Genomic DNA, 26,645 nt, shown 5'->3' on the forward strand with positions numbered 1-26,645 from the left:
TCGTGAACGCCGTCGAACCTTCCGTGAACGCCTCCGCCGATCAGCATGTCGTCCGCCACCTGCGCGCGCAGGTCGCGCTCACGCCTGACCGCCCCGCGCTGATCTCGCCCGTGCGGCGTGAGGGACCATGGCCCATCCCGTTCACGGAGCGTACATACGCCGACGTCGACGCGCGCTCCGACGCGCTCGCGCATGGGTTCACGGACATCGGCATCGGGATGGGCACCAAGACCATCCTCATGCTGCGCACCAGCGACGAGCTCTTCGTCGTGCTGCTGGCGCTTTACAAGGTCGGCGCGGTGCCGGTGGTGCTGGATCCGGGCATGGGCTTCGCGCGCATGCTGCACTGCTATCGCAGCGTCGGCGCGGAGGCGTTCATCGGCATCCCGCTGTCACACGTCATCCGCCGCGCACGACCGAAGTTCTTCGCGTCGGTGCGCATCACGGTCAGCGACGGCGCCTTCGGAGAGCACCGCTTGGCGGACCTGTACCGCACAGGACGCGGGCCGTTCGTGCTGCCCCCCGTGACGCCGGACACGCTGCTCATGCTCGTGTTCACGACGGGCAGCACGGGGCCCGCGAAGGGCGTGGAGTACACGCACGCAATGCTCGACGCGCTGGTGGGACAGGTGCGCTCCACGTACCCACTGGACGACGGCGAGCGCGGGCTGGTGACGCTCTCGCTCTTCGCGCTGGTGGACCTCTTCACAGGGTGCACCGCGGTCCTCGCGCCCATGGACCCGACGCGCCCTGCCGACGTGGACCCGAACGTCATCCTGGGGACGCTCGAGCAGTACGAAGTGCGGCACATGTTCGGTTCTCCCGCGCTCCTGCGCCGCATCGCTCCGGCGCTGACCGCCCGCGCAACGCCCTTGCCCAACCTGCGGACGGTGGTGTGCGGGGGTGCGGCGGCGCCGCTCCCGTTGTTGCAGCAGGTGCGCGGCGCGCTGGAGGGGGACCCGACGGTCCACGCCACGTACGGCGCGACCGAGGCGCTGCCCATCGCCACCATCGACCTGCGCGCGCTGGAAGACGGCTGCGACGAGCGCACGCGCCACGGTGCGGGAGTGTGCATGGGTCCGCCCATCGACGGTATGCAGGCGCGCATGCTGCGCATCACGCGCGAGCCCATCCCCACGTGGGACGACACGCTGGTGGAGCCCGACGGGACGCCGGGCGAGATCACCCTGTGCGGCCCGGTGGTGAGCAAGCGCTACCACAACGCGCCCGAGCACGACGCACTGCACAAGATCGCCGACGGCCCGCGGACCTGGCACCGCACGGGCGACGTTGGCTGGCTGGACGAGCGCGGGCGCATCTGGATGTGTGGACGCAAGGCGCAGACGGTGACCACCGCCGAGGGACCGCGCTTCACGATGATGTGTGAGGCCGTGTTCAACACGCACCCGGCCGTGCAACGCAGCGCGCTCGTGGGGGTCGGGCCGGACGGGGCGCAGCTCCCCGTCGTGTGCGTCGAGCTGACGCCCGAGGCGGCCGCGGAGGGAACGCCTGCCACCCTGTTCGAGGAGCTGCGGACGCTCGCCGAGGCCCACGAGTGTACGCGCGGGCTCACGCGCTACATCGTCCACCCGCGCTTCCCCGTGGATGTACGCCACAACGCCAAGATCGGCCGCGAGGAGCTCGCGGTGTGGGCGGGTGCGAAGCTGGGACTCTTGCGCATGCCCCCGGCGTTCCACGTGCTCATGGTCATCCCGCTGCTGGGTTGGCTCTACCAGCTGCTGCCGCTGGTGTGGCCGTTCCCGCACCCGGCGCTCTGGGCGCTGTGGTGGGTGGTGATGTTCCTGCACTTCGTCGTGCACCCGCTGCAGATCATCCCGGGCTTGCCCGTCGCGCGGCGTGTGGGCCACGGCACGCTCTACATCGCGTGCATGACCACCATCTTCGGCGCCACCTACTGGCGCCCCTTCGCTGGGGTGAGCGCCAAGGAGCTGGCGAAGTGAGAGCCTTCGTGACGGGGGGGTCGGGCTTCCTCGGGAGCCACATCGTGGACGCCTGCCTCGCGCGCGGCGACAGCGTGCGCGCGCTGGTGCGCCCCACCAGCGACACGGCCTACCTGCGCTCACTCGCCGAGGTGGAGCTGGTCGTGGGCGACCTGTCCGACGAGGGTGCGCTGGTGTCCGCGCTCGGGGGCATCGACGTGGTCTACCACTCGGCGGCGCGCGTGCTGGACTACGGCTCGCGGGCGGAGTTCCTCGAGGCCAACGTGCACGGCACGACCCGGCTGCTGGCTGCGGCGAAGCGCGCGGGCGTGCCCCGCTTCGTGTTCATCAGCAGCCCGAGCGTGGTGATGGCTGGCGCAGACCAGGTGGACGTGGACGAGAGCGCTCCGTACCCGGACCGCTACCTCAACCTGTATTCCGAGACCAAAGCCATCGCCGAGCGCGCGGTGCTGGCGGCGAACGAACCCGGCTTCACGACGTGCGCGCTGCGCCCGCGCGGCGTGTGGGGCCCGCGCGACCTGCAGGGCGCCATGCCGAAGATGGTCAAGCGCATGCACGACGGGAAGCTGCCCAACGTGTCCGGGGGCAAGCGCACCGTCGCGTCCATCTGCTACTGCGAGAACGCGGCCGAGGCGTGCATGTTGGCCGCTCGCTCGGACCGGGTGGGAGGCAAGGCCTACTTCGTGGCGGACGCGGAGCCCATCGACGTGTGGGCGTTCTGCGACGAGCTCGCCGCGCGCTTCCAGGTGCCGCCCATCGCGCGCACCCTCTCGCCGCGGGTGCTGTGGGTCCTGGCCACGGTCCTCGACGTCGTCTGGCGCCTGCCCTTCCTCGCGCACAAGCGCTCGCCACCCATGTCGCGCTACCTGGCGTCGCTCCTCATCCACAGCGCGACATACGACCTCTCCGCTGCCCGCCGCGACTTCGACTACGCTCCCATCGTCGACCGTGAGACGGGCTTCAAGCGCATCGAGCGCTGGCTGGGCGAGGGCGGCCCCGCGTCGTTCTACGCACACCTCTGACAGGAACCGCACCATGAGCATGGACACCTTCTTCCAGCAGATCGTCTACTCGGCCGCCAACGAGGATCCGGAGTCCGAGCGCCGAGCGCTGCGGCTCGGTCCGACCGACCGCGTCCTGTGCATCACGGGCAGCGGGGCGCGCCCGCTCGATCTCCTGATCGACGGTCCAGAGCGCATCGTCGCCGTGGACTTCAACGTGCGGCAGAACCACCTGCTCGAGCTGAAGATGGCGGCCATCGCGCAGTTCGAGCGCGACGAGTGTCTGTCGTTCCTGGGCGTGACGCCGGGCACGCAGCGCATGGCCCAGTTCGCTGCCCTCGAGGAGCGCCTCTCCGACGCCGCCCGCGCGTACTGGCGGTCCGAGCCCGCTGCGCTCGAGGGGGGCGTGATGTACTGCGGCGTCTGGGAGAGCTACATGCGCAAGGTGAAGCGCGTGATGCCGCGCCGGAAGCTGCTGCAGCAGCTCATCACCGCCAAGGATCTCGAGACCCAGCGGGCGCTCTACGCGCGCTGGAACAACTGGGTGTGGGCGGCTGGGATGAAGCCCCTCGGGTGGCGCTGGGTGTGGAAGACCGTGCTCAAGGAGCCCGGGATCGAGTTCGTGCCCGAGTCGGTCTCGGTCTCCGACCACCTCATGGCGAGCTTCGAGCGCGCCGCCACGGAGCGGCTGCTGTGGACCAACCCCTACATCCAGCTGATGTTCGGCGACGGCTACCACGAGGAGGCGATGCCCCTGCACCTGCAGCCGGGCCACTACGAGGCTCTCCGCGGGCGCCTCGACCGTATCGAGCTGGTGCACGCACCCTTGGTGACCCACCTGGCCGAGCACGAAGGCGCCTACACGGCGTTCTCCGTGTCCGACTTCTCGTCCTACGCCGACCCCACGATGTACCGCTCGGTGTGGGAGGCGCTGCTGCACGCCGCCGCTCCCGGCGCGCGTGTGTGCGAGCGCTTCTTCCTGGTGCGCTACGAACCGCACACGCTGTTCCCGGGGGCCATCGAGCGCGATGGGGAGCTCGAGCGACAGCTTCAGGAGGACGACCACACGTACATCTACTCCTTCAACTGCGCGACGGTGCTGAAGGCCGGCGTCTCCGCGTAGCGTTCTCGCTGGGCCTCGCGTAGCCAGATGGGCGCGAGCGCGTTCACCTTGGCCGTCGCGTACTGGACGGAGGAGCCGACGGTCTCCATGTGCAGGCCGCTGCTCACCCACAGCGTGCGTCGCTGCCCCTGAACACGCTGCTCGAAGTGCTCGTACCAGCCCGCGGCGAGGTCTTCGGGCGCGAGGTGCGGGAAGTAGTCGGGGTGGTGGTGCACGCTGGCGCTCGCCCGGTCCACCATGGTGGCGTTCAGCTCGCGCGTGAGGTCGCGCTCGACGACGTCCAGGATCTCGGCGTCCGTGCGCTCGTGCGCGGGGTCGGCGTAGAGGTTCAGCGTCACCCAGTCCGAGTCGGGGTAACGCTTGTAGGCGAACACCACCCCCCCGAGGCGCTGCGGTTCCACCGCGTTGTCCACCACGACGTGCGCGATGTCCGTCAGCCCGGCGACGCGGCACAGCACGGTGACGTAGTGATTGCAGCGCACCTTCGCGAGCAGCGCGCGTTCGTCTTCGGTCGCGTCCAGGAAGGGCAGCTGCGGGCGCAGCGGCACCGCGATCACGAGGTGGTCGAAGGTCTCCCGCGAGGTCGCCGTCTCGACCGTCACGGACCCCTCGTGCCGCTCGACGCGCAGCACCTCCGCGTGGAGCCGTGCGCGCGCTGCAGGATACGCGCTCGCGACCCGCCACCAGATGCCCTGCATGCCGCGCTCGAGGCGGTAGACGGGGTTCCACAGCACGTCGGGGCGCGCGTATTGGTGGTAGTACAGCAGCGGCGCGGTCAGGCCCGGGGCGCTCGTGTCCGCGTACCCGAAGGCCTGCATGCCGAAGCTCACGGCGCGGTTGAGGGTGCTCGTGTGGACGCTGCTGAACGGCCGGTGCAGGGCTGGGGGGCGCCCGGCGTAGTCCAGGGTGGGGCGCCGCGAGTACCGGAACAGGCCGAGTCGAAAGCGCAGAAAGTCGAGCAGCCCGAGCAGGAGAAGCCACGGCCGGAGGACCAGCAGACGCGCCCACGTGCGGCCCGTCACGGGCGTGCCTCCGCTGTAGAAGCGGTACTTCGCGCGCTGGGGCTCGGCGGCGTCACAGTACGCGATGCCGTGGCGAGCGAGCAGGGCCTCGAGGTCCGCGGTGCTCCAGCTGTCCTTGGAAAGCACCCCGGCGCCGAGCTCGTAGCCGCCCGGTGCGCCGTTGCAGGGTGTACCGTCGGGGAACACCGTGTGGCACTTGCCGCCGAAGTAGGCGTTGCGCTCGAACACCGTGACCTCGAACGCACCGCCCCAGCGCCGGTGCGAGAGGGCCTCTGCGGCTCCCCACCCGGACGGGCCGCCGCCGACGATGGCGACGCGCAGGGGCGGGGCCGCTTCGCGCGCTTCCGGCTCACGCCCGTCGCTCATGGCGGACTCCACAGCAGCTGACCGCGCGCGACGACGCTGTCATCGGCGCGCCGCGTGAGCGCGACGAGCGCTCCCGGCGCGCGGTTGGATGTGCTCCACACGCGCGCCTCGACCCAGTCGCCCACGTGGAGCTCGCCCTCGTAGTCGACCGCCACCTGCGTAGCCCCTTGGAAGTGCTCTCCGGCGGCTCCTGGCAGGGCCCCCGTGAGGAGCGCCAGGCGCCGCGTGTCGTCCAGGTAGTCCACCACTTGCGTGTGGCCTGCGTGACGCCCGCGGTTCTCGTCGCTGGGCAGCACTTGGAACGCGCGCGTGTAGCGCGGTGCTCCCGCCGGCACTGGCAGGTCGCGCCCGAGGCGCAGGGGCTGCGGGTGTCCATGGACGCGCGCCGTGACCGCCGGATCCACCGGGGCGGGCCTGCGGTCGGCGCCCACCCGCACGAACACCAGCTGGGCACGTGCCAGCAGCGCCCCGTCCGTGGCCCGCGTGAGCTCGTGCTCGATGGCGTAGCTGCTCGTCCCGCAGCGCGAGAGCCACACCGCGACGTCGATGTCCGCAGGCTCGAGGAGCTGTGCGTGCAGCTCGATCCGGATCGCGCGGGCCAGCCCGTGGTTCAGCGCATGGTGCACCGCGTCGTGCGTCGGGATCTGTGCGCGGGCGTGCTCCATGAAGTCCATCAGCACGCGCGGGCGCGCGACGCGCGAGCCGTCGATCTCGTGCCAGCGGCTGGTGAGCCTGCTGCGGAACAGGGTAGGCGCGCCGGGGCGCGCGTCGGCCGGGGACGTCACGGACGGACGCTTGCGCTCGATTCCGTTTCCCTGCAACCACCGACATGGGTCGCCCGCCACGCTCCCGGGTGGGCGGCGTCGGCTTCCCGACCCGCAGCGGTCGCGGCGTGGCCGATTCTACAGCGCGAGCTGCACACGCCGCTGCCGCTGGTCGACCAGGATGAGCTGCCGCGCCCACGACGCGACCACGATCCGGAGAGTCCCGTCAGCGTCGGTGTGGAGCTCGGTCACTATCGTGCGCGGTGGTGCCGGCGGCTCGGATGGCACGACGACCGACGGGTCGAGCGTGGGGGCGTCCGACGGGATCGGCGGGGGAGAGGCGTCGGTCTGGGTCACCTGCACCGCTTCGTTCGCGAGCGGACCAGGCTCGCTCGGTTCCCGCGTCGGGTCACGCCGCAGCAAAACGCCCTCGCCCTGGTTGACTCCACCGAACACGAGGAACGGCGAGCCTGGCTCGCGCTGCGTCCAGGTGCCTTCACCCGTGAGCGCCGGGTACGCCGAGAACGTGTAGCGCCCGTCCGCGGTGAGGCGGTACTCGCGCCGCCAGCCAATGGCCCCGCCCGGGCTCGGGATGGATCCGCTGACGGCCCAGGTGCCCACCAGCTGGTCGGCCGCGAGCGGCGCGCTGGCCTCGACCCACGCGACGGCCGCAGGGGTGCGCGGGCCGAAGGGGTCGACCTCGCTGCGGAGCACCACGCGCACCTGTCTGCCCTGCGCGACGGTGTGTGTCGCCGCGAGCACGGTCCACGTTCCGCGCGGTTCGAGCATCAGCACCTCGCTGCCCATGCGCAGGGCCTCCACCTGCCCCGGTGCCCGCGCGGACTGCGGAGCGGCGCCCTCGGGTGTGGTTCCAACGGCTGGTGGCGCCCCTGCGATGGGTGGTCCGGACGCAGGCGGGCCACTGGCGGAACCTCCCTGCGTGTCGGATCCCGGTGCGCCTGCGTGCTGTCCCTCGCCGTCGGCCCCGCTCGTTCCGGCGGTGCTCGTGGTGGGCGCAGGAGCGTCCTCGGGGGCATGGGCCGCGCCCTCCGGCCCATCCGAGGCGGTGGCGCGCGGGCGCACACAGCCGGTCGCCAGCAGGCACGCCATCTCCAACCCAGCGAACGCCACGCGGCGCGACAGGAGACCAGCAGACGGGATCATCGGGAGCACCTCCATGACTCGAACGACCGTTGTACCGCGATGCGGGAACACGCGTCATCCGTCGTCGCCGCGGCGCACCAGCGTCGCCACTCCGTCGTCGGCCTGGTACGCTCGCTCGCGTGACGCCCGGGACCCAGCTGGACACCATCCGCATCCGCGGCCTGCACGTCGAGTGCGTCGTGGGTGTGTACCCGCACGAGCGCGAAGCCAGCCAGCCCCTGCACGTGGACCTGGACCTGGTGCTGGACACCGAGGTGGCCGCCGAGAGCGAGCGCGTGCGCGACACCGTGCACTACGCGGCCGCCGCCGCGCAGGTGGTGTTCCTGCTGAAGAGCTGCCACTTCCGCCTGCTGGAGACGGCCGCGCACGTCATCGCGCGCTACCTGCTGGCGCCACCCTCGCCAGACGAACAGCGCGCGCTCGTGCAGCGTGTGCGCGTGCAGCTCACCAAGCCGGGCGCGCTGCGAGGCTTCGCGGACCCCTCGGTGGAGATCGAGCGCAGCCAGGGCTGGGCCACCTTCGTGCAGGAGCAGAAGCCGTGGGGCACCGTGGACATCATCCACGAGACGCGCGACGCCGGCATCTACCGCCTGAACATCCAGCCGGGCGGCGAGATCCCGCTGCACGTGCACCGCGTCATGCGCGAGAGCGAGATGGTGCTCACCAGCGGGCTGCACTGCCAGCGCGCGCCCGTCCCTCCTGGCACGGTGCACCGTTGGCCGCGCGGCGCGGCGCACGTCTATCACAACCCCACCGAGCGCTGGCAGACCATCCTGTGCGTGGACTCGCCCGCGTTCATCCCCGAAGACGAGTGTCCCGTGAGCGGCGAACCCGCCGACGTACCCCCCGAGCCCCCCTGGGGCCCCTACGCAGGAGTTGGCGGATGAGAGTGAGCAGCGGGCGAGTGTTGGTCACAGGGGCGAGCCGTGGCATCGGGCGCGCCGTCGTGGCGCACCTGGTGGAGTGCGGCGCGCGCATCGCTGCGGTCGGGCGCGACGAAGAGGCGCTCATGCAGGTGGCGCGCATCTCGTCGCGGCAGGTCACGGCCGTGGTGGGCGACCTCGCGCGCGAGCACGAACGTGAGCTCCTGGTCGGGCACGCGGCCGAAGCCCTCGGCGGGCTCGACGGCGTGGTGCACTGCGCGGGCCTGGTCAAGTACGAGCCCGTGGGCACCATGACGCCGCAGGCCCTCGAGATGATGTGGCGCGTGAACCAGCTGGCGCCGACCCTGCTCAGCCAGGAGGCCGCGCGCATCATGGTGCAGCAGGGCCACGGCGGCTCCATCGTGACCGTGAGCAGCACGCTCGCCGAGCGCCCCGCGCCCTCGACCGTGGGCTACGCGGGCACGAAGGCCGCGCTCGAGGCGACCACGCGCGGTTTGGCGAAGGAGCTCGCCGCGCGCTCGATCCGCGTCAACGCGGTGGCCCCAGGGGTCGTCGACACGGACATGGTGCGTCAGCCGCGTGTCGCGCCGGGCACGCAGGTGCCGGTCGGGGCCGAGCGGGACCGCATGGTGGCCGAGCAGCTGGAGGCGCTGGCCTACCTGCACCCGCTCGGCCGGCTCGGGAACGCGGCCGAGGTGGCCGAGCTCATCGTGCAGGTCCTCGACGCCGAGTGGATGACCGGCAGCGTGGTCACGCTCGACGGCGGCCTGAGCCTCTGAACGGGTCTGGTACTGGCGCTTCAGTCGCCCACGTCGAGTGCGTGCTCCGCGTCCATGCCCATGGCCTCGCGGATCAGGTCGAGGGTGTGCTCCAGCTTCTGCACGAAGTCGGTCTCGTTGCTCACCTCGAAGAGGCGCGGGTGGCCCGCCCAGGCCCGCGCGATCCCCGCGGCCACCTCGCGCGCCTGCTCGGGCGTCTCTTTGCGCGTAGGGTTCGCGAGGTTGTAGCCGCCGCTCGCCGTGGGGACGGCCATGTGGATGACCGTGTGGTAGCGCGCGTGCTCCGCCTCGCGGGTGGACCCGACCGCCTCGAAGAAGTCGGGGGTGCCCTTCCAGTAGGCCGCGCCGTCAGCCGTGCCTCGATCGCAGAGCACCACGGCGTCGGCGGGGGCGTGCGCGGTGAAGGTGGCCTCCAGCTCGCGCTGCACGAAGTAGATCGCCCGCTGGGCGGCGCGACGCGTCTCGTCGCTGGTCGGCAGCGGGAAGCCTCCGGAGAAGAGCAGGGTGGCTGCCTCGGGGACCAGGATGAGGCGGTCCCCGAACTGCTCGCGCGCCACCTGCTGCACGGCGGTCTTGCCGGCGCTGGGGCCCCCCGTGAGGACGATCTTTCGGAGCTGACTCAAGCGCGGACCTCGTGGGGGAAGGGCGCCCGGTCGACCGCGCCGAGCCGGACCCGAGCGCCGCCTGCCACGCGAGCGACGGAAACAGCAATAGCCGGCGGGCGGACCCGGCCGGCTCTTGGCGATGCTAGCAGCGAACCTACGACGAGGTCAGCTGGCGGGGGCGCTCTTACGAGCGGCGATCTCGCGCAGCACGGCCGCGATGCCGCGCTTGTCGATCTCACGAATGCCCGCGGTGCTCACGCGCAGCTTCACCCAGCGGTTCTCTTCGGGGACGAAGAAGCGCTTCACCTGCAGGTTGGGCTGGTTGAAGATGGTGGTCTTCACGTTGGAGTGAGAGACCTTGTTGCCGCGCATGGCGCGCTTACCGGTGACTTCGCAGACCTTGGACACGGTGGACTCCGCAATTCAAAAGGGCTGGCCAGATATCACGAGCCTCGCAGAACGGCAAGGCGTGCGGCAGAATGCCCTGCCGGTCGTCCAGGGGGACGGCGACGGAGGAGAATGATGACAGAGACGAGAGACTCGGTTCTTGGCGTGGGCAACGCCGCGCTCATGGTCGCCACGCTGTGGCTGGTGGGTGGGGCGGTAGCGGGCAGCGGCTGCGGCGAAGAGAGCCCACCCCCACCCCCGCCGGCGCCGCTCGTGGCGCCGCCACAGAACACCGGGGTCGCGCCAGGCGTGCCCGGCGCGCCGGGACAGGTCGCCCAGCCCGGTCAGGTGCCGCCTCCCGGAGCCCCTGCGCAGGTGCCGCCCGGTGAGGACGCGGCCGCGCTCGCGGACCGGCAGATGAACGACAAGATCGGCCCGCTCATCCGAGACTGCCTCAACCGCTTCGACCAGGCGGTGGGCCGCTCGCGGGGGCGCTACCTGCAGTGGGTGCAGAGCGAGGAGCGCGGGCCCACGGGGCGCGAGCGCAACGTCTACGGCCTGTACCAGATCAGTGGGGACCCGAGCGCCTGTCAGACGGCCATCCAGACCTCCAACGCTGCACCTCCGGCCAGCCCCGAGCTGCAGGCTGCGGCGACGGCGTACGGCGCGGCCCTGACGGAGGTGATCGCCAAGGTGAACGACGCGTATCCGTACTACGAGCGCGAGAACTACCGGGACGACGGCTTCGAGCGCGGCCGCGCGATGCACGCGGGGTTGATGGCGGCGTTCAACGCGTTCCGCGTCGCGAGCCAAGAGCTGGACGACCGGGTCAACACGGCGAACCGCGGCATCACCGAGCGCCGCATCGCGCGCATGGCGAGCGACCCGCGCCGTGCTGTGCAGGTGCTGGTGGAGCGCCACCTGCTGCTGGCCGACGACACGCTCAAGACCATCCACGACTGGAACGTGGAGCGGGGCCACTTGACCGGCATCGACGCGGAAGCTCTCTCGGCGCAGGTCACGCAGCTGGAGACGCTGACGGACCAGCTGACCGCGGCCATCGGAGCCGGGCAGGGCGCCAGTGCAGTGGACTCCACGTCGGGACACTGGCTGTCGAGCTACGCCAGCAACGCCAGCGAGCTGCTCACGCAGGCGAAGGGCGTGATGCGCCGCGTGCGCGACAACGAGAGCTTCTCGCGTGGCGAGATGATGACCCTCGGCAGCGGCGGCGGCGCCTGGATGGTGGACGCCGCGCCGCCGCGGATGGTGCGCGAGTACAACGAGATGATCGACCAGTACAACCGCATCCGCTGGGTGCAGTAGCGTCTGTCCGGTCTCGGGGACCGCATCAGGGAGCGAAGCACAGCCGCGTCGCGGCGCTCCCTGCTGCGCCGACCGGGCGCGGCGCGCGGCTCACTCGTTGCGACGGCCGTCGATCAGGTCCCGGCTGACACCCGAGGCGAGGATGAACTCCATCGTGGGCTCGTTCAGGCTCTCCAGCAGCTCGCGCGGGGTGCCCGACGCCTGCACCTCGCCGAAGTACATGAACGTGATGCGATCGGCGATGCGGAACACGCTCGCCATGTCGTGACTGATCACGATGCTGGTCACGCCGAACTTCTCCTCGGCCTCCGCGATCAGGTCGTCCACCGTGCACGTGGTGATCGGGTCGAGCCCCGTCGTGGGCTCGTCGTAGATCAGGATATCCGTCTCGAGCACCATCGAGCGCGCCACGGCCACGCGCTTCTGCATGCCGCCGCTCAGCTCCGCGGGGGACTTGCTCCAGGCGTGGCCGATGCCCAGTGACTCGAGGCGGTCCATCACCCGCTCGCGGATCTCCTTGTTGCTCATCTTGGTGTGCTCGCGCAGCGGGAACGCCACGTTCTCGAACACGGTCATGCTGTCGAACAGCGCCGACATCTGGAACACCATGCCCATGGTGCGGCGCATGGCGTCGAGCTCCATGCCGTCCAGCACCACGAAGTCCCGGTTGTTCACCAGGATCTGCCCCGCGTCGGGCTTCTCCAGCCGGATGAGCTGCCGCATCAAGACTGTCTTGCCCGACCCGGAGGGGCCGATGATGACGTTGGTCTTGCCCCGCATGATGTCGAAGCTGAGACCCTTGAGCACGTGGTGCGGCCCGTAGTGCTTGTGGACGTCCCGCACGCGCACGTGCACGGGGTCGGCCAGGACCTCGGGGTCCACGCGGCGCACCGCCTCGGCCGACGCGCCGGTGAAGCTGTCGAACCACTGACGCACGCCCATCAGCCGAGCCCCTCACCGAGCACGATGCCCGTGACCAGGTAGTCCAACAACAGGATCGCGATGGCGTTGTGGACGACGGAGCGGTTCGTCGCCTGGCCCACGCCCGCCGCGCCGCCCTTCGCGTAGAAGCCCTGGCGGCAGGCGATGAGGCACACCGTGACGCCGAACACCGCCGCCTTGGTCAGGCCCAAGTGAACGTCCTTCCAGTCCACGATCCAGCGCATGCGGTCGAGGAACACGCCGCTGTCGAGGCCCAGCAGCTTCGTGCACACCAGCCAGGCACCGGACATGCCGATGACGTCGAAGAAGATGGTGAGGATGGGGACCATCAGCAGGCCAGCGACGACGCGCGGAACCACCAGGTACTGCACGGGGTTCACGGCCATCGTGATGAGCGCGTCGATCTGGTTGGTGACGCGCATGGAGCCGAGCTCGGTGGTCATGGCGCTGCCCGCGCGGCTGGAGACCATGAGCGCCGTGAACACGGGGCCGATCTCACGCGACAGGGCGAAGCCTACGACCGAGCCCGTCTGGCTCTCCACGCCCAGGTCACGGAAGCCGTTGACCAGCTGCAGCCCCAGCACGGCGCCTACGAAGAAGCCCGTGATGCCCACGATGAAGATGGACTGGACGCCCACGTACTCCATGCAGTGGATGAAGATGCGGCCGCGGTACGGCGGGCGCAGGCCCCAGAAGACCACCTGGCCAAGCATTCGCGACAGCGCGCCCAGCTCGGCGATGGGGCTCATGATGGCGGTGAGGAGCTTGACCCCAGCCGTCCTCCACAGGGGAGGGGGCGCCGGTTGTGCGTGTGCGCTCGCGCCGACGGCCCGGTTCGGATCGCGCGGTACGCGCTTCTTCCGGGTCTCGGGGGCAGGGGCTGATTGCGCCTCCTCGGGCGCGTCAGCGTCGGCGTCGTTCGCAGACATGGGGGCTGCTAGATACCACGGGAAGCCCGATGGGTCGTAGTGAACGACGCGGGAGCGGGGGGGCGACGCGGGGCAAGCTACGACGCGAGGCGTTGACGGCGAGGTGTCGACGTGCGACCTCGGGGCGATGTCGAGGACGTGGAGGCGCAGCGCGTGGTGGTTCGGAGTCGCGATGGGGGTCATCGGCTGCGCCAGCCGTCCGCCTCCTTCGTCGGCATCCAGCGCCCCGCCGGGGCAAGTCGCCGACGCGCCGAGCGCCAGCGCGCCCGCCCCCGCGCCCGCCCCCGCCCCCGCCGAACCGCTCGACTCGGGACTGCGGACGGTACGCTTTGGGGACGTGCGCGTCGTGCTCACCAGCACCGAGGCGGAGCAGCCGGGGGACAAGTTCGAGATCAGCCCCGAGCAGCGCCGTGCGTTGGTCGGGCCTCCCTCCGAGCCGCTCTCGGATGGCCCGGGACTCAGCGCGCTGGCCGAGGAGCTCCAACGCGCGTACCGCATCCCGCGCCGCGACTTCGAGCGCATCTGGGCCATGGACTGCGGGGGCCGGTCCTACGACGAGTGCACGTCGCGCGCCCCACGACTGATAGGGGCGCTGGTGTTCGAAGAGCCGAGCGGCAGGTTCTCCCACGGTGTCCCGCTCGGACATCCTCTGGGCGGGAGCATCGACGACATCGACGAGGTGTACGAGATGTCCGCCGAAGTGCATCGCCTGCCGTCGGGCCGCGACGTGCTCGTGCTGGTGTGGTCCGACTCCGACGACACCGCCAGCAACCGATGCTGGTGCAACTCCGAGAGCCGCACGGCGCACGTCGTGGTGCTGGACCACCGGGGCCACGTCCTCGCGCGAGGGGTCGTCGGATACGAGTTCAGCGAGTGTGGGTCCGCCTCGAGCGACACGTTCCACGTTGGCTGGCAGGACCTCCATGGAGACGGGCGTCCGGAGCTGGTCGGGACGGTTAGCTTCGCCCCTCGCAACGACGACGAGGCATGGGACGAGTTCGAAGAGGAGGACGCCGAGGAGGGAGCGGATGCCGACGCGGCGCTGGTCCAGACCTGGTTCGTCCACGACTTCGACACGCCCGCGCCGACCGCGCCATCGTGTCGCCCGCCTGCGAGCCCCACGGCCGTCGACGAGCCGCGCGCTCCCCGTCCGGGTCCGGCTCGCGCGCGGGCGCCCGCCCGGCTGGGAGCACGCGCGCGACGCGCCCTCCATCGCGTCGGCGCATTGTGCGACGCATGTGGCCGCCCAGCGACGTGCCTCGAGTTCGCGCGCAGCCTGCACGCCGTGGGGAGGCACGAGTGGGCGCGTACCGCGGAGCGGGCGGGGATCGCAGAGGCGCTCAGCGAGGGCGAGTCGTTGGACGCGCTGCTCGACGTGCTTCGCTTGGAGGCGTGGACCGGAGAGGCGCGCGCGTCGCTGCGGGCCTCCTTGGTCCAGGCCTGCGAGGTCGAGTCGCCCGCGTGCGTCGCCGTCGCGTTGCTCGACCTGATGGCGGGGACGAGCGACGTGGCTGCGGTGTCGGTCCTGCTGAGCGCCTGCGAGCTGACGCCCGCCTTCCGGGCCTGCGGAGCGCTCGCCCAACGAGAGGACGCCGTCGGGGTCCGCGCGCGTCGCGTGCTGTGCACCGCGCTGGATGCGAGCGCGTGCATCGGCGCCGCCGCGGATGCCGCTCGTGCCCAACGCCCGCTCACGACCCTCGAGCAGGTCCACGTCGGCGCCAGAGGGCACCCAGTCTGTCCGGAGTGAGGCGCTGGCTGACGATGTATGGCGAAGGTCAGCCTCGGAGGAATCCCTCGGTAGGAATGGTGACTGCATGAGCGCTGGGAGCGAATCACGGTCGGGACGGGTCATCCGCGCAGCCTTGGCGTGCGTCCTCGGGATGGCGATGTGCCCTGCGGGGTCGTCGGCCCAAGCCGTGTCTCTCGTCGGGGTCGAGGGCCCGAGCGGCTGCGTCGTCATGCGCGACAACCAGGTGCGCTGTTTCCGACATCGCGAGTCGCCCGACGACTTCAGCACGGTGGGTCGGCTCCCCGGGCGGGTCGCCGAGCTGTCCCTCGGCGAGGGCTTGGCGTGCGCCCGCACCACCGGCGACGACGTCTATTGCTGGGGCGTCGACGCGTTCAGACCGGACTTCGACCAAGTCGAGTCGGCCATTGAGCGTTGTTGGGCGGGGGACCGCGACGGTTCGCGCTGCGAAGCGGCCGTGACGATGCGCGCCGAGCGGGCGGCTGCTCGCATCCGGCGGGTCGCACGTCGCGTGAACGCCATCAGCGTCGAGGGCGACACGCTCTGCACGACCCACACGGTGACGGGCGAGTTGATCTGCGCGCGCGCCGACCAGCGCAGTGACCCAGACGACGAGCCACCTTCGTGGAACACCGCCTGCACCGGTCGAGCGGTGCACGTGGCGGCGGGCGACGGTCACTCGTGCGCGGTCACCTCGGAGGGCCACGCATACTGCTGGGGCGAGCTCGGCGACGATGCGTTCGAGCCCGCTCCGGCGTGCGTGGGTCGCCTCATGGCGCGGCGCCTCCGCGGTGTGACGGACGCGGCGCGCGTCTTCGTCGGGTCCGACGACGTCTGCATCCAGCACCGCGACCGCACGCTCTCCTGTCGTCCGGCGCGAACGTCACACGTCGGTCGCGTCGACCCCTTGCCTGGTCTCGGCCCGGTGCGCGACGTGAGTATGGGGGATGACGCTGGCTGCGCTCAGACCGACGACATGCAAGTGCACTGCTGGGGCTCCAACGCCACCGCGCACCTGGGCGTGGGAGACATGCTTCCGCATGACCAGCCGGTCCTGGTCCCGCGGTTGGCGGCCAGCAGCGGGCTGGCGGTGTCGTACGCGCTCTCTTGCGGCGTGGTGCGGGGGACGTTGCGCTGCGCAGGGGCGCTCCCGTCGGGGTGGGTGGAGGACCCAGACGCGGACCGCTTCGTCCCGCTGCGCGACGCTCACGGCGTGCAGGTCAGCGGCATCGACGTCGCCGCGAACGGTCTCAGCGCGTGTGCGCGGCTCTTCGATCGCACGTGGGTCTGCACCGACCTCGACGCGGCCACGACGCGGGTCGTGCTGACGCCCTGGGCCGGCGGACGCACGGACGTTGCCTACGTCGCCGGTCGCGCCAGCCTGACGGAGGACGGTGTCCTGATCAGCCGCGACCGCACCATGCCGGACGTGGTGGCGTTGGTCGGCAACACGCTCCCGTGCGCGTTGAGGCGAGACGGACACGTGTACTGCTTCGAGAGCTACTTGCCAGAGGTTCACCTGCGGGTGCGGCGCATCGTTCGAGACGAGCCCGTCGTCGAGGTTCGTGCAGACGACATCTACGTTTGCACCCGATCAACGTCGGGGAGGGTCCAATGCACTGCGCGGCCTGCCGGGCGCGACGTGACGCCCATCGTGCGCCGTGGCACGACGTTCGCGGGCTTTGCGGGCGCAGACCCCGCGACGCTCTGCTTGGTCACCGACGGGGGCGAGCAGCGCTGCGTTCACACGGAGAGCGAATACCTCTTGCGCGCGCTGGACACTCGCCTTCCTGGCGCGGGGCAGCGGGACACCCTCGAAGGCCTCGCGTGCGCGCTCGACGCGACGGGGACGCTGACGTGTGCGCATGGCGCAACCGTGCTGGCCGCTCTGCCGAACGTCAGTCGATTTCGGCTGGGTCCCGACTTCGCCGTCGCGCTCGACGCTGCAGGTCGGGTTTGGGTGTTCGCCTCCAGAATGTGGGCGCCGTTCGCTCACGCTGGCCGGCACCCATCGCTGACTCCCGTCCATGTCGACATACCCACCATGCCACTCCCCTTCGATCAGCCACGCCTCCGCGTCGCGAGCTTGGACCCATGACGTTGCTCCGCCCCCGCAGGTCAGGGTGCCGCACGGTGGCGCTGTTCGTCGCGACCCTGGGTTGGCAACCCGGCTGTCGCATCGCGGCCGAGCAGCATGCCTCGATGGCCCACCACGAGACCGAGGCGCCAGCCCGTGCACCGTCGCTTCCAGCGGCCGAGGTCGACGGCCGAGCGCCGGCGCCGCGCGACGTCGGCGCGTCGAGCAACCCGTTGCTGCTCATCCCGGCCGGCGAACCGCAGCTCGGCGAAGCGGGCTATCCCGAGAACCCGCTGCGCATCGCGTACCTGAGCAGCTTTCGCATCAACCGTACGGAAGTGACCGTCGCCGCCTATGCCGAGTGCGTGTCCGGCGGGGCGTGTGCGCCCTACGCCACGCCCGCGCCGCTCGCGGCTCCTCGTGAGCCACGGCTGGAGGCCGAGCGGGCGTGGATGATCAGCCTCTGCAACTACGGTCACGCTGACCGGGCGCACCACCCCATGAACTGTGTCACCCGCGATGAGGCCGCCACCTACTGTGCGGCTCACGGCCAGCGTCTACCCACGCAAGAGGAGTGGGAGTATGCGGGGCGAGGACTCGATGGGCGTCGCTACCCGTGGGGCGATGCTCGCGTCGACACGGGGGACGTCACGAACTGGGGTGACCAAGCGCTGAAGCGACACCGGGACGCCCTCGGACTCGACACGCAACGCTGGTACGCCCCATACGACGATGGGTTCGCGGGCACCGCGCCAGTCGGCTCCTTCCGGCGTGACTCCAGCGTCTTCGGCGTGCTGGACATGGCTGGGAACGTCGGCGAGTGGACCTCCACGTACTACGGCGAGCTCGTCCGTCTGGGCGAGGGAGAGGACCAACGAGGCGACCCCGTGGTCGCCGGGGCGGACTGGATCTCCGGGGGCGGTCTCGTGGACGTTGCGGACACTCCAGGCGATTCGTCGGCCCCTTGGTACGGGTTCCGTTGCGCGGCCGACGTGGATCCCTGAGACCGTTCTCCTACAGGTCGTACCTTCCAACCGGCATGCCTTCCGCGTCAGTGCCTCGGTGGGGACGGCTCCGTGCGTTGGCGACGCGCCGCAGCGGTGTGACGACGCGCCACTCGACACCCTCGAGCAGTGTCGCGTCTGCGGCTGCGCTGCTGGGGAGGCCTGCACGGACGCGGGCTGCGTGGGCTGCGACACGGTCACAGCCGAGGTGAGCGACCTCAATTGCGACATGTGCGGCTGCGACACGGGCGAGGAGTGCCGTGGCGAGCGGTTCGAGGCCGTCTGCTTCCAGCTCGCCCTCGAGGGAGAAGCCTGCACGCGCCACTCGGATTGTGCGGAGGGCAACTGCTCCAGCCCGCACTCGGGGCCGCGGGTCTGCCTGAAGGCTCCAGGTACCGCCTGCACGTCAAACTCCGACTGCGACCTCTGCATCGCTGGGGAGTGCCAGCAGGCGTGCAGCACGGAGGATCCCTTCTGCGGCGCTGGGATGGCCTGCTCATCGAGCGGCGAAGGCTTTTTCTGTCGTGTGGAGTGCGACAACGAGGGTGAGCCGTGCCCCGGCGTGGTGGGGACGGTGTGCGAGAGTCGTCCCACGAGCGGGGGCATGGAGGTGCTTCGCTGCTTCGGTGCGGACTGCACCCAAGCCGGCTTCGAGTGCCCGACCGGGTACGCTTGCGTGGAGACCGTCACGGGGCAGTTCCTCGGCGATCGGTGTATGCCCGACTGAGCGTTCTGCCACGGCGCGTACGACCCCCCGTCGGTAGTGCGTCTCAGGTGTACACCGTCCGGCCGCGCGACCAACAGCGTGCCCGGGGGCTCTCTCGACACGGAGTGCGTCGTCGTGCCGATCACGGTGCGTGACGATCTCTGAGGAGGCCTCGGGTTCTCGCCCGTCTGCCTGCGCTTCCCACCAGCGGACGAGGAGGCTGGTACACGCCTGAACTTCACGACGTGTCGGTCCGCGCGGCACGAACGAGCGGCGCCGCCATGACCGTGTGCAAGCCGGATTTCGGTACTCTGGAACACCGCCCAGGAGCGTAGACCTGCGCTATCGTGCCGCGATGAGTCTGCGCCTCCCCCTCGCCGCCGCGCTCCTCGTCGTCGCGCTCGCTCCGTCCCGCGCCACCGCGCAGCCGACCGCCGTCTGCCATCCGTCCGTTACGGTCACGCTCGGGGGCGATGGCACGGCGACCCTCGCCGCGACGACGGTCGACAACGGTTCGAGCGACGCGAGCGGGCGCCCGTTGAGCCTCTCCGTGACCCCGAGCGGCTTCGACTGCGCCGACGTCGATTCGAGCCCCATCACCGTGACGCTCACGGTGACGAGCTCGGGGAGCTCCACGACCTGCACCTCCCAGGTGAGCGTGGTGCCACCGGCGCCGACGGCGCTCTGCCAGAACACCACGGCGTTCCTCAACTGGAACGGGACCGTGACGATCACCGAAGCGGACGTGGACGGCGGCTCGACGGCCGCGTGTGGGACGCCATCCATCTCCGCGACGACCCGTTCGTTCAGCTGTTCGGACGTCGGAGCGAACCTCGACACGCTCTACGTGTCCGAGAGCGGCGTCACGAGCATGTGCGACGCAATCGTCACCATCGTGGACAACACGATGCCCTGGATCACGTGCCCCGGGAACGTCACGCTGCCGCCGAGCGAGGAGGCCGTCGTGGCGGCGACGCTGGGCGATCTCACGGCCGCCGACAATTGCTTCCAGGTGAGCGTGACGAACGACGCCCCGGCGGCGGGCTACCCGTTCGGCACGACGACCGTCACCTGGACGGCGACCGACTCGTCCGGAAACACGGCGACCTGCCAGCAGACGGTGACGCGCGACTGCTGCATGCCGGACCTCGGCGTGGCGGACATGGGGCCCGCAGACATGGGAGCCACCGACATGGGTCCGGAGGACATGGGCCCCGCCGACATGGGCTCGACCGTCGTAGATGCGGGGAGCGCCGACCAAGGGACCGGCGGCTCGGACCAGGGCGCGGGCGGTACGGACGCGGGCGCTGTCTCGGACCAGGGAGCGGGTGGAACGGACGCGGGCGCTGTCTCGGACCAGGGCGCAGATGGCGGCCGAGGTGCGGACCAGGCGACGAGCCCGGATCAGGGCCGCGCGATCGACGCCGGCACGCCGCCGTCGGGCGGGGGCTCGGGCTGCGCGGTTCGGCCAGGCGCCCCGACGGGAACGGCGGGCGCGCTCGGCGTGATGCTGCTGCTCGGCGTGGTGGTCGCGGGACGGCGCAGGCGGTAGCGGGCGTCTTCGGATGTGTCCGATGTTCCACCTCGCGCCGCCCAGCGACGACCGAGTCTTGGCGCTGGTCCGCGCTCGCGCGCACCGGCCCTTCACCTACCGTGACGTAGGCCTCACGCGCACACCCCTCTCAGCCGCGCCGGCGGGGTTCGTGCTGGACCGCTACGGAACGGAGCTCGGGCGGGGGTACGAGGTGTTCGAGCGCGCGTGCGCTGCGCTCGCCAACCTCGAGAACTACCCGCCCTCCTTCACGCGTGTCGTGCGAACACCGGGTGAGCTCGCGCCGGGCTCTCTGTTCGCGACCGTCGCGAGGCACCTGGGCTTCGCGTCGGTGCACCCGTGTCGCGTCATCTACGTGGAGCGGGAGCCCAGCCGCTTCGCCTTCGGCTTTGGAACGTTGCCAGGGCACGCCGAGAGCGGGGAGGAGAGCTTCAGCGTCACGCTCGACGGCGACGCGGTGCGCTACGACGTGCAGGCCTTCTCGCGCCCCCACGGGGTGCTCGCGCGCGTCGGTGCACCCGTCGCGCGAAGCTACCAGCTTCGCTTCCAGCGCGAGACGCAGGAGCGCATGCGCGACCTCGCGCGGTAGCCGCCGACGGGGCCATGGCTTCAGCGGCGGTTCAGGCGACAAGCGCGCCGCCCCGACCTCGCTGCGGCTACCAGCGACTCGCTCCGAGCCCGTACTCGACGCTGACCGCCACCCGGTACTGCACCTCCACCAACACCGGGTGGCGCAGGACGGGCGCCTCCACCACGAGGCTCAGCAGGTCCAGCTGCACGGTGGCGCGTCGCAGGACCGGGTAGCGCAGGCTGGTGGGGCGGATGGCCACGTAGAGACCGGTGGCGCCGCGGTCGTCCAGCACCTGATCCTGCAGCAGGATGGAGACCCCCACGGCGACCGATGCGCTGACCCGACCACCGGCGTAGAGCAGCTCGCCGCCGAGCGCGAGGTTGAGCACCCCCGTGACGTACTCGACGTCCAGCTCGCTCACGATCCAGTGGTCGCGGTCCACGAGCCCGAACAGTCCGTAGCGGCCCCAGCGGCGACCCGCGCGCACCCCATAGCCGAAGCGCGGCAGGACGGTGGACCGGTCCTGGAGGTCGCCGAAGAACGAGCCGTGCAGCTCGGCGCCCAGCCACACGTCGCGCCTCGCCACACCGTTGGGGGCGGGCTCGGCTTGCGCGACGGCGGCGCCCGGAGCCAACACCACGAACGCAGCCAGCACGAGCGCGCCGCGCGTCATGCGGCCTCCAGAGGCGCGCGGCGCCGAGCGCGACGACGTACCATCCGCACCAGGGTCATGACCACGAGCGGAGCGAGCGGTGCGGCCGGCACGTGCGAGCGCTGCGGCGGAAGACCCACCGAGCACGACAGCACGGGCGTGGTGGGCGAGCGCCGGGCCAGCTCGAGCCAGGGCGAGGCGCAGTAGTCGTTGCTCCGCGTGCACGCGCCGTAGTCACCGAGCGACGCCGGGTCGGTGAGCGTCAGCCAGCGTGCGAGCACCTCGTCCAGCGCCGCACGCGCCGGCGGGACGCCCTGCACGGGCACCTCCAAGAAGGGCGCGAAGACCAGCAGCAGGTCGCTGCTGGCGTCCACCGCGGCCGCGTAGCGGTCGCGGTTCTCGCCCTCACCGTCGTGGCTACAGCGATCGGTCGCCTCGGAGTGCGCCATGCCGTCGCGCTCCTCGTCGTGGCGTCCCGCGAGCGGCGCCTCGAAGTTCATCACGTGCACCACGCCGCGCAGGTCGGCCGTGCGCAGCGTGTGGGCGAAGCTGTCCGAAAGCGTGTGCAGCGCACGCCCCAGCCGGTAGGCCGGCTCCCACACCTTCACCTCGAACACGCCGTACACGTCGAGGGTCACGTAGATCTCGTCCACCTCTGCCGCGCGGTCACCGCCAGACCGCGTGGCCGCGTCCGCCACACGTGTGAAGCTGTCCAGGATCTCCGCGCGGCAGCCGGCCAGCGCGCTCGCGTTCCCAGCGTCGAAGTCGTCGGTGGCGGCGCGCAGGCAGTGCAGGTACTGCCCGCCGGGGTCTGCTTGCGCGGCGCGCAGCGTCTGCACGTTGGTGATAGAGTGCCCCTCGGTGTCTGGCGCGCGCGCCCCCATGACCACGCTGAACAGGAAGAAGCGAGTGGCCCGGTCGAGCTCGCCCACGTCGCCCAGGTAGGCGTCGGCCACACCCTCCCATTCGTCATTGGGGACGGCGCTGTCCGGAAAGCGCGGGAGCTGGTCCACCTGGCGCAGGAACGCACTCGTGGCGATCTGCTCGTGGCAGCCGCGCGAGAAACCGGTGCGGATCTCGAACGCGCTCGCGTCGCCCGCCACGAGCGTGGCGAGCAGCGCGACGGACAGCGCCCAGCCAAGACGTCTCATGCCACCCCTCCCAAGCCGAACTCGATGACCAACACCGTGCGGTACTCGATCTGCACCAGCGGGATGCGGCTGAGATCCGGTGCGAGGAAGGTGAAGGTCAGCGGGTCGATCACGAGCACGCCCCCGCGGCGCAGCGGCACGCGCACGCCGGCCGGCCGGAAGTCGATGAACACCCCCACGCTGCCCGCGTTGTCGACCACGTTGTCACGCAGCAACACCGAGAGCCCCGCGCTGAACGCGCCGCGCAGGTGGTCGTCGAAGTAGCGCACGTCGGCCCCCAGGCCCACGTTCAGTGCGCCCTGCAGCACCGAGTCGAAGGGGCGCCCAGCGTCTCCCTCGGCCACCACGGGCGCGAGCCAGAACGAGGTGTCGAGCTGGAGGAACACGCCCAGCAGCCGCGAGGACGAGCCGCGAAAGCCCAGCTTGAGCTCGGCGCCGAAGGTCAGCCCCTGCCACGAACCGTCGATGACGTCGCTGAGGAACGCGCTGTGCACGCCGCCGCTGAGCCACCACGGGAGTGTGACGGGAGGAGCCACCGCTTCGGCGGAGGTCGGCGGTTCGCTCGAAGCTGCCAGCTCGCGGTGCTGGGCCGCCGCCGGCGACGCCCACACGGTCCCGAGCAGAGCGAGCACGAGCGCGAGCACGAGGGGGGTGGGCATGCGGGGCCGCACATTGGCACGTGCGCCGAGGGGATCCAATGCACCTTCGCGGGGCGCGCCGCGGCGTCGCCCACGGTGCCCGTACCCAGTCCACGCACTGTTGTCACCCGCTGCACCCGAAACACCAAGATCACCACGTGGGCGGATCCGACGCAGCGGACCGACGCTACCGCAGCCGAGGGACACGACACAACCCCACGGACCCGCGGATCTCGACCCGCACCTGAGGTATCGCGACAACGCGCGAAACGGGGGAGCACTCGAAGCGACACCTGTCGCCTGCATGCGACAGAGGACGCTCGCCACCCGGCGCCACACGCGCGAGAACTTCCCGTGAAGCGCGCCCTGCCGCGCCGACGGGAGCGCGCGGGTGGGCTGGCGCGCCGCTTGCTCTTGGTCCGGCGTCGAGTGGACGCCGGCGCGCATCGTCGTGGCCGTCGTCCCTGCAACCCGAGAGAAGGACGATCACCATGTTTCCCACCGAGCCTCCAGCCCCACAGCAGCCCGCAGCACGGAGCGGTCAGGCGACCCGCGCCCGACGTCAGCGCCGCGTCATGCGGGGCGTTGACCTCAGCAACCCAAATCCGTCTTGGTGCCAAAGTTACAGGTGTGTTACATTAGAACCACTTCCGCGAGCATCTCTACGATCCGGGGAAGGCTGGTCCTTGCGCGCGGCGACACCTCGGCCGCTGTGGGTTTCGACCGGCGCTCATGACGGAGTGCGGACTATGAAGACGAATGGTGTAGGGCGTGCAGCAGCGCATGTGCTGATGAGCGCGCTGGTACTGGCGCTTGGTGCGTGTGGTGGAGACGGGACCCCTGGCGCCGACATGGGCGTCGGGGCCGACCAGGGCGGCAACCTCGATCTGGGCATGACGACGGACCAGGCGATGGGCTGTGGGCAGGGCACGCAGGACAACGACGGTGACGATGTCTGCACCGCGGCTTGCGTCGGAGATGGCAGCTCTTGCTCCAACCACGGCACCTGCGACGACAGCTCCGGCACGCTCACTTGCACGTGCGACGCCGGATACAGCGGCGGGGACTGCAGCGTGAACGTGTGCGATGGCCAAGACTGCGGCGGAAACGGCAGCTGCAGCGGCGCCAGCGGCGCGGCCGTGTGCAACTGCTCGGTCGGCTTTCAGGACAACGACGGCGACCTCTCCTGTACGGCCTCTTGCGCCGTAGACGGCAGCTCCTGCTCCAACCAGGGCACGTGCGACGACTCCTCCGGGACCGCGACCTGCACGTGCAACGCCGGCTTCGGTGGCTCGGACTGCGGCAGCGTCGACTGCTCGGGCGTCGACTGCGGCAACGGCGGCACCTGTGACGCCGGCGGGAGCGTGGCGGTCTGCAACTGCGCGTCGGGTTTCCAAGACAACGACGGCGACCTCTCCTGCACGGTCGCGTGTGTCGGCGACGGCAGCTCCTGCTCGAGCCACGGCACCTGCGACGACTCGACGGGCGCTATCGCGTGCACCTGCGACACGGGCTACAGCGGCGCGGACTGCAGCGTCACCGACTGCGCTGGCATCGACTGTGGCAACGGCGGCACCTGCAACGACAGCGGAGCGAGCCCCGTCTGCGACTGCGCGACCGGCTTCCAGGACAACGACGGCGACCTGTCCTGCACGGTCGCGTGCGTCGGCGACGGCAGCTCCTGCTCCAACCACGGCACCTGCAGCGATGCCACGGGCGCGACGGTCTGCACCTGCGACATGGGCTACGACGGCGCGACGTGCGACGTGTGTGACACGGGCTTCGTCCTAGACGGCGGCAACTGCGCCATCCCGATTGCGGGTGGCCTCGTGACCGGGAACCCGGGGCAGTTCGGCGACGGCTCCACCGCCGCTTCCTGCCAGGACTATCGCAACCCCGCGGCAGGCTACACCTACCAGGGCAACACCGGCGACGGTGTGTACTTGGTGGACCCCTTCGGAACGGGTGCGTTCGAGGTCACCTGCGACATGACGACGGGCGGCGGCGGCTTCACGTTCGTGGACGCGGCGCTGGCCAACAACCAGCTCATGCTGACGGTCAACACGCTCGCCGGAACCTGCGCGCTGAACGGAGACAACCCGATCAGCTCGGACGGTGGAGGCAGTCACCGCTGTCACTTCGACATCGCCACCGGCTTCCAGTTCAACGAGCTCTTCACCAGCGGGTTCGAGATGACCTCCCGGTCCGGCTCAGGCGCGACGACCGACGTCGTCTACCACACCGGTGATTGGGGCCCTGGCGGAGACTGCCCTGCCTCGAGCGGAGACGCGCGTCTCGGCGCGGGCGATGACACGGGTCCGGTGCTGAGCTTGGGCCAGTCCCTCGGAAGAACCGCGTGTGGCGGCTACCAGTCCTTCGCCGCAGACGTGGTGATCGGCACCATCGACGGTCGCGCGTCGACCGGCCTCACCAGCAGCACGCTGCGCCTGGAGGTGGACGAAAGCGGCGGTGAGCCAGAGGGGTACGAGTGGACCGCAGGCGGGGTCTACCTCCGTCGCAACGACCACAGCGTGACCAACGCCCTCACCGCCGTGGACCCCGGCGAGTACACGGACGGGACGCACGCCACGAGCTGCGCCGAGTACGCCGAGGGGCGCTTCGCGAATGGGCTCTTCTACGCTGCGTCGCAGGGAGACGGGACGTACCTGGTCGACGCCGACGGGCCGGGCGGCGCCGCACCGACCACCGTGGCGTGCGTCAATGGCGTCGAGGTCCTCCTCTTCTCCGACTGGGACCGTGGGACCGACCCGACGAACAGCACCTTGGCGTCGTTCCAGGCGCTCCATGTCGACGAGCTCGGCGCCATGCCGACGAACGTCTCGCTCATGGGTGAGATCGTCGAGCTGACCAGCCCGAACTCCATCCTGTGGTCTGACCTGAACTCGTCGTACGACGTGCTGTCCTACCGGCTGGACCTCACGGGCAACACGTCGAGCGAGGTCACGGTCGACATCGACTACTTCGGGTCTTCGCAGGAAGAGTCGGCGCTCTACATCTTCGCCACCGGCGCGTCCGGCACGACGAACATCGCTTGCTTCCACGACGCCGTCGAGGCCAACACGGACTACACGGCAGAGGAGCGGGCGCTCGTTCCCTACGTCTGCGCAGACCCGGGTGGCAACGTCACCTGGAACGGCACCTTCACCGTCGACATCGGTGAGCCGGTGCTGTCGGTGACGCTGCGCAGCTTCCAGGGTGACGCAAACCGAGGCGACTTCTCGCGCCTGGCTCGCTACCGCGTGTTCACGCCAGCGCCGTAGCGGACGCGCGGGTTCC

General features: G+C 70.7%; 23 protein-coding genes. 13 read left to right on the forward strand and 10 right to left on the reverse strand.

Going from position 1 to position 26,645, the window contains the following annotated elements; all coding sequences use genetic code 11:
* The first annotated feature begins 2 nt into the window (after positions 1-2).
* Genes H6726_10915 through H6726_10925 form a run of 3 tightly spaced genes read left to right on the forward strand, consistent with a single transcriptional unit; the run spans position 3 to position 4,085 of the window.
* Entirely contained in the window at positions 3-1,961 is a 1,959-nt protein-coding gene (locus H6726_10915; GenBank protein ID MCB9658149.1) for an AMP-binding protein, read from the forward strand.
* Positions 1,958-2,983, forward strand: coding sequence for an NAD-dependent epimerase/dehydratase family protein (locus H6726_10920; GenBank protein MCB9658150.1), 1,026 nt, complete (start codon positions 1,958-1,960; stop codon positions 2,981-2,983). Before H6726_10915 ends, H6726_10920 begins: the two co-directional genes overlap by 4 nt.
* A 13-nt stretch (positions 2,984-2,996) precedes the next feature.
* Complete coding sequence (locus H6726_10925; GenBank protein ID MCB9658151.1) at positions 2,997-4,085, forward strand: DUF3419 family protein; 1,089 nt, start codon at positions 2,997-2,999, stop codon at positions 4,083-4,085.
* On the opposite strand, the gene H6726_10930 is transcribed toward H6726_10925, so the two are convergent.
* The 3 genes from H6726_10930 to H6726_10940 form a co-directional block, all read right to left on the reverse strand.
* The gene (locus tag H6726_10930; GenBank protein MCB9658152.1) at positions 4,037-5,473 is read right to left on the reverse strand and encodes an FAD-dependent oxidoreductase; all 1,437 of its coding nucleotides are present in this window, start codon (positions 5,471-5,473) and stop codon (positions 4,037-4,039) included. The genes H6726_10925 and H6726_10930 overlap by 49 nt on opposite strands.
* A complete protein-coding gene (locus H6726_10935) occupies positions 5,470-6,258 on the reverse strand; it encodes a hypothetical protein (protein MCB9658153.1) in 789 nt (262 codons plus the stop codon). Before H6726_10935 ends, H6726_10930 begins: the two co-directional genes overlap by 4 nt.
* 117 nt (positions 6,259-6,375) lie before the next feature.
* Positions 6,376-7,401 carry a hypothetical protein gene (locus H6726_10940; protein ID MCB9658154.1) on the reverse strand — a complete coding sequence of 342 codons (1,026 nt, stop codon included), beginning with the start codon at positions 7,399-7,401 and terminating at the stop codon, positions 6,376-6,378.
* Between the two features lie 119 nt (positions 7,402-7,520).
* Between H6726_10940 and H6726_10945 the strand changes: the two genes are divergently transcribed.
* Together H6726_10945 and H6726_10950 are read left to right on the forward strand one after the other, a co-directional pair.
* Positions 7,521-8,288 (forward strand): dihydroneopterin aldolase, encoded by a 768-nt coding sequence (locus tag H6726_10945; protein ID MCB9658155.1) that lies wholly within the window; start codon positions 7,521-7,523, stop codon positions 8,286-8,288.
* Positions 8,285-9,064 carry an SDR family oxidoreductase gene (locus H6726_10950; protein MCB9658156.1) on the forward strand — a complete coding sequence of 260 codons (780 nt, stop codon included), beginning with the start codon at positions 8,285-8,287 and terminating at the stop codon, positions 9,062-9,064. The genes H6726_10945 and H6726_10950 overlap by 4 nt, the downstream gene beginning before the upstream one ends.
* A 20-nt stretch (positions 9,065-9,084) precedes the next feature.
* Here the strand turns inward: H6726_10950 and H6726_10955 are convergent, their stop codons facing one another.
* Both H6726_10955 and rpmB read right to left on the reverse strand, forming a co-directional pair.
* Positions 9,085-9,687 carry an ATP-binding protein gene (locus H6726_10955; protein MCB9658157.1) on the reverse strand — a complete coding sequence of 201 codons (603 nt, stop codon included), beginning with the start codon at positions 9,685-9,687 and terminating at the stop codon, positions 9,085-9,087.
* A 147-nt stretch (positions 9,688-9,834) separates the two neighbouring features.
* Positions 9,835-10,077: a 50S ribosomal protein L28 gene (gene rpmB, locus H6726_10960; protein MCB9658158.1), complete on the reverse strand. Its 243-nt coding sequence runs from the start codon at positions 10,075-10,077 to the stop codon at positions 9,835-9,837.
* Between the two features lie 114 nt (positions 10,078-10,191).
* On the opposite strand from rpmB, the gene H6726_10965 reads away from it, so the two are divergent.
* Positions 10,192-11,379, forward strand: coding sequence for a YiiG family protein (locus H6726_10965; protein MCB9658159.1), 1,188 nt, complete (start codon positions 10,192-10,194; stop codon positions 11,377-11,379).
* A gap of 90 nt (positions 11,380-11,469) precedes the next feature.
* Here the strand turns inward: H6726_10965 and H6726_10970 are convergent, their stop codons facing one another.
* The gene (locus H6726_10970; protein MCB9658160.1) at positions 11,470-12,321 is read right to left on the reverse strand and encodes an ATP-binding cassette domain-containing protein; all 852 of its coding nucleotides are present in this window, start codon (positions 12,319-12,321) and stop codon (positions 11,470-11,472) included.
* On the reverse strand, positions 12,321-13,250 hold the full coding sequence (locus H6726_10975) for an ABC transporter permease (GenBank protein ID MCB9658161.1): 930 nt from the start codon (positions 13,248-13,250) through the stop codon (positions 12,321-12,323). Before H6726_10975 ends, H6726_10970 begins: the two co-directional genes overlap by 1 nt.
* Before the next feature lie 337 nt (positions 13,251-13,587).
* Here H6726_10975 and H6726_10980 point away from each other — a divergent pair, with 337 nt between their 5' ends.
* The 6 genes from H6726_10980 to H6726_11005 all read left to right on the forward strand — a co-directional run bounded on the left by H6726_10980 (position 13,588) and on the right by H6726_11005 (position 20,925).
* Positions 13,588-14,997, forward strand: coding sequence for a hypothetical protein (locus tag H6726_10980; GenBank protein MCB9658162.1), 1,410 nt, complete (start codon positions 13,588-13,590; stop codon positions 14,995-14,997).
* Between the two features lie 67 nt (positions 14,998-15,064).
* Complete coding sequence (locus H6726_10985; GenBank protein MCB9658163.1) at positions 15,065-17,095, forward strand: hypothetical protein; 2,031 nt, start codon at positions 15,065-15,067, stop codon at positions 17,093-17,095.
* Positions 17,092-18,078, forward strand: a complete 987-nt coding sequence (locus H6726_10990) for an SUMF1/EgtB/PvdO family nonheme iron enzyme (protein ID MCB9658164.1) — start codon at positions 17,092-17,094, stop codon at positions 18,076-18,078. The genes H6726_10985 and H6726_10990 overlap by 4 nt, the downstream gene beginning before the upstream one ends.
* 58 nt (positions 18,079-18,136) lie before the next feature.
* A complete protein-coding gene (locus H6726_10995) occupies positions 18,137-18,805 on the forward strand; it encodes a hypothetical protein (protein MCB9658165.1) in 669 nt (222 codons plus the stop codon).
* A gap of 334 nt (positions 18,806-19,139) precedes the next feature.
* Positions 19,140-20,336, forward strand: a complete 1,197-nt coding sequence (locus H6726_11000) for an HYR domain-containing protein (GenBank protein MCB9658166.1) — start codon at positions 19,140-19,142, stop codon at positions 20,334-20,336.
* 22 nt (positions 20,337-20,358) lie between these two features.
* The gene (locus H6726_11005; protein MCB9658167.1) at positions 20,359-20,925 is read left to right on the forward strand and encodes a DUF1990 domain-containing protein; all 567 of its coding nucleotides are present in this window, start codon (positions 20,359-20,361) and stop codon (positions 20,923-20,925) included.
* A gap of 67 nt (positions 20,926-20,992) precedes the next feature.
* On the opposite strand, the gene H6726_11010 is transcribed toward H6726_11005, so the two are convergent.
* The 3 genes from H6726_11010 to H6726_11020 are packed head-to-tail and all read right to left on the reverse strand — an operon-like array spanning position 20,993 to position 23,369.
* The gene (locus H6726_11010; GenBank protein MCB9658168.1) at positions 20,993-21,580 is read right to left on the reverse strand and encodes a hypothetical protein; all 588 of its coding nucleotides are present in this window, start codon (positions 21,578-21,580) and stop codon (positions 20,993-20,995) included.
* Entirely contained in the window at positions 21,577-22,710 is a 1,134-nt protein-coding gene (locus H6726_11015) for a hypothetical protein (GenBank protein ID MCB9658169.1), read from the reverse strand. The genes H6726_11010 and H6726_11015 overlap by 4 nt, the downstream gene beginning before the upstream one ends.
* On the reverse strand, positions 22,707-23,369 hold the full coding sequence (locus tag H6726_11020) for a hypothetical protein (GenBank protein ID MCB9658170.1): 663 nt from the start codon (positions 23,367-23,369) through the stop codon (positions 22,707-22,709). Before H6726_11020 ends, H6726_11015 begins: the two co-directional genes overlap by 4 nt.
* A gap of 770 nt (positions 23,370-24,139) precedes the next feature.
* On the opposite strand from H6726_11020, the gene H6726_11025 reads away from it, so the two are divergent.
* The gene (locus H6726_11025; GenBank protein ID MCB9658171.1) at positions 24,140-26,629 is read left to right on the forward strand and encodes a hypothetical protein; all 2,490 of its coding nucleotides are present in this window, start codon (positions 24,140-24,142) and stop codon (positions 26,627-26,629) included.
* Positions 26,630-26,645 lie beyond the last annotated feature (16 nt).

The sequence above is a fragment of the Sandaracinaceae bacterium genome, assembly GCA_020633055.1.
In the GTDB taxonomy this organism is placed as follows: Bacteria; Myxococcota_A; Polyangia; order Polyangiales; family Houyiibacteriaceae; genus JADJJE01.

Excerpts from the sequence above, each read along its gene's own strand:
- H6726_10925 (MCB9658151.1), top strand. The coding sequence starts at position 2,997 with ATGAGCATGGACACCTTCTTCCAGCAGATCGTCTACTCGGCCGCCAAC.
- H6726_10930 (MCB9658152.1), bottom strand. The coding sequence starts at position 5,473 with ATGAGCGACGGGCGTGAGCCGGAAGCGCGCGAAGCGGCCCCGCCCCTG.
- H6726_10940 (MCB9658154.1), bottom strand. The coding sequence starts at position 7,401 with ATGATCCCGTCTGCTGGTCTCCTGTCGCGCCGCGTGGCGTTCGCTGGG.
- H6726_10950 (MCB9658156.1), top strand. The coding sequence starts at position 8,285 with ATGAGAGTGAGCAGCGGGCGAGTGTTGGTCACAGGGGCGAGCCGTGGC.
- H6726_10965 (MCB9658159.1), top strand. The coding sequence starts at position 10,192 with ATGACAGAGACGAGAGACTCGGTTCTTGGCGTGGGCAACGCCGCGCTC.
- H6726_10970 (MCB9658160.1), bottom strand. The coding sequence starts at position 12,321 with ATGGGCGTGCGTCAGTGGTTCGACAGCTTCACCGGCGCGTCGGCCGAG.
- H6726_10975 (MCB9658161.1), bottom strand. The coding sequence starts at position 13,250 with ATGTCTGCGAACGACGCCGACGCTGACGCGCCCGAGGAGGCGCAATCA.
- H6726_10985 (MCB9658163.1), top strand. The coding sequence starts at position 15,065 with ATGAGCGCTGGGAGCGAATCACGGTCGGGACGGGTCATCCGCGCAGCC.
- H6726_10990 (MCB9658164.1), top strand. The coding sequence starts at position 17,092 with ATGACGTTGCTCCGCCCCCGCAGGTCAGGGTGCCGCACGGTGGCGCTG.
- H6726_11000 (MCB9658166.1), top strand. The coding sequence starts at position 19,140 with ATGAGTCTGCGCCTCCCCCTCGCCGCCGCGCTCCTCGTCGTCGCGCTC.
- H6726_11005 (MCB9658167.1), top strand. The coding sequence starts at position 20,359 with ATGTTCCACCTCGCGCCGCCCAGCGACGACCGAGTCTTGGCGCTGGTC.
- H6726_11010 (MCB9658168.1), bottom strand. The coding sequence starts at position 21,580 with ATGACGCGCGGCGCGCTCGTGCTGGCTGCGTTCGTGGTGTTGGCTCCG.
- H6726_11015 (MCB9658169.1), bottom strand. The coding sequence starts at position 22,710 with ATGAGACGTCTTGGCTGGGCGCTGTCCGTCGCGCTGCTCGCCACGCTC.
- H6726_11020 (MCB9658170.1), bottom strand. The coding sequence starts at position 23,369 with ATGCCCACCCCCCTCGTGCTCGCGCTCGTGCTCGCTCTGCTCGGGACC.
- H6726_11025 (MCB9658171.1), top strand. The coding sequence starts at position 24,140 with ATGAGCGCGCTGGTACTGGCGCTTGGTGCGTGTGGTGGAGACGGGACC.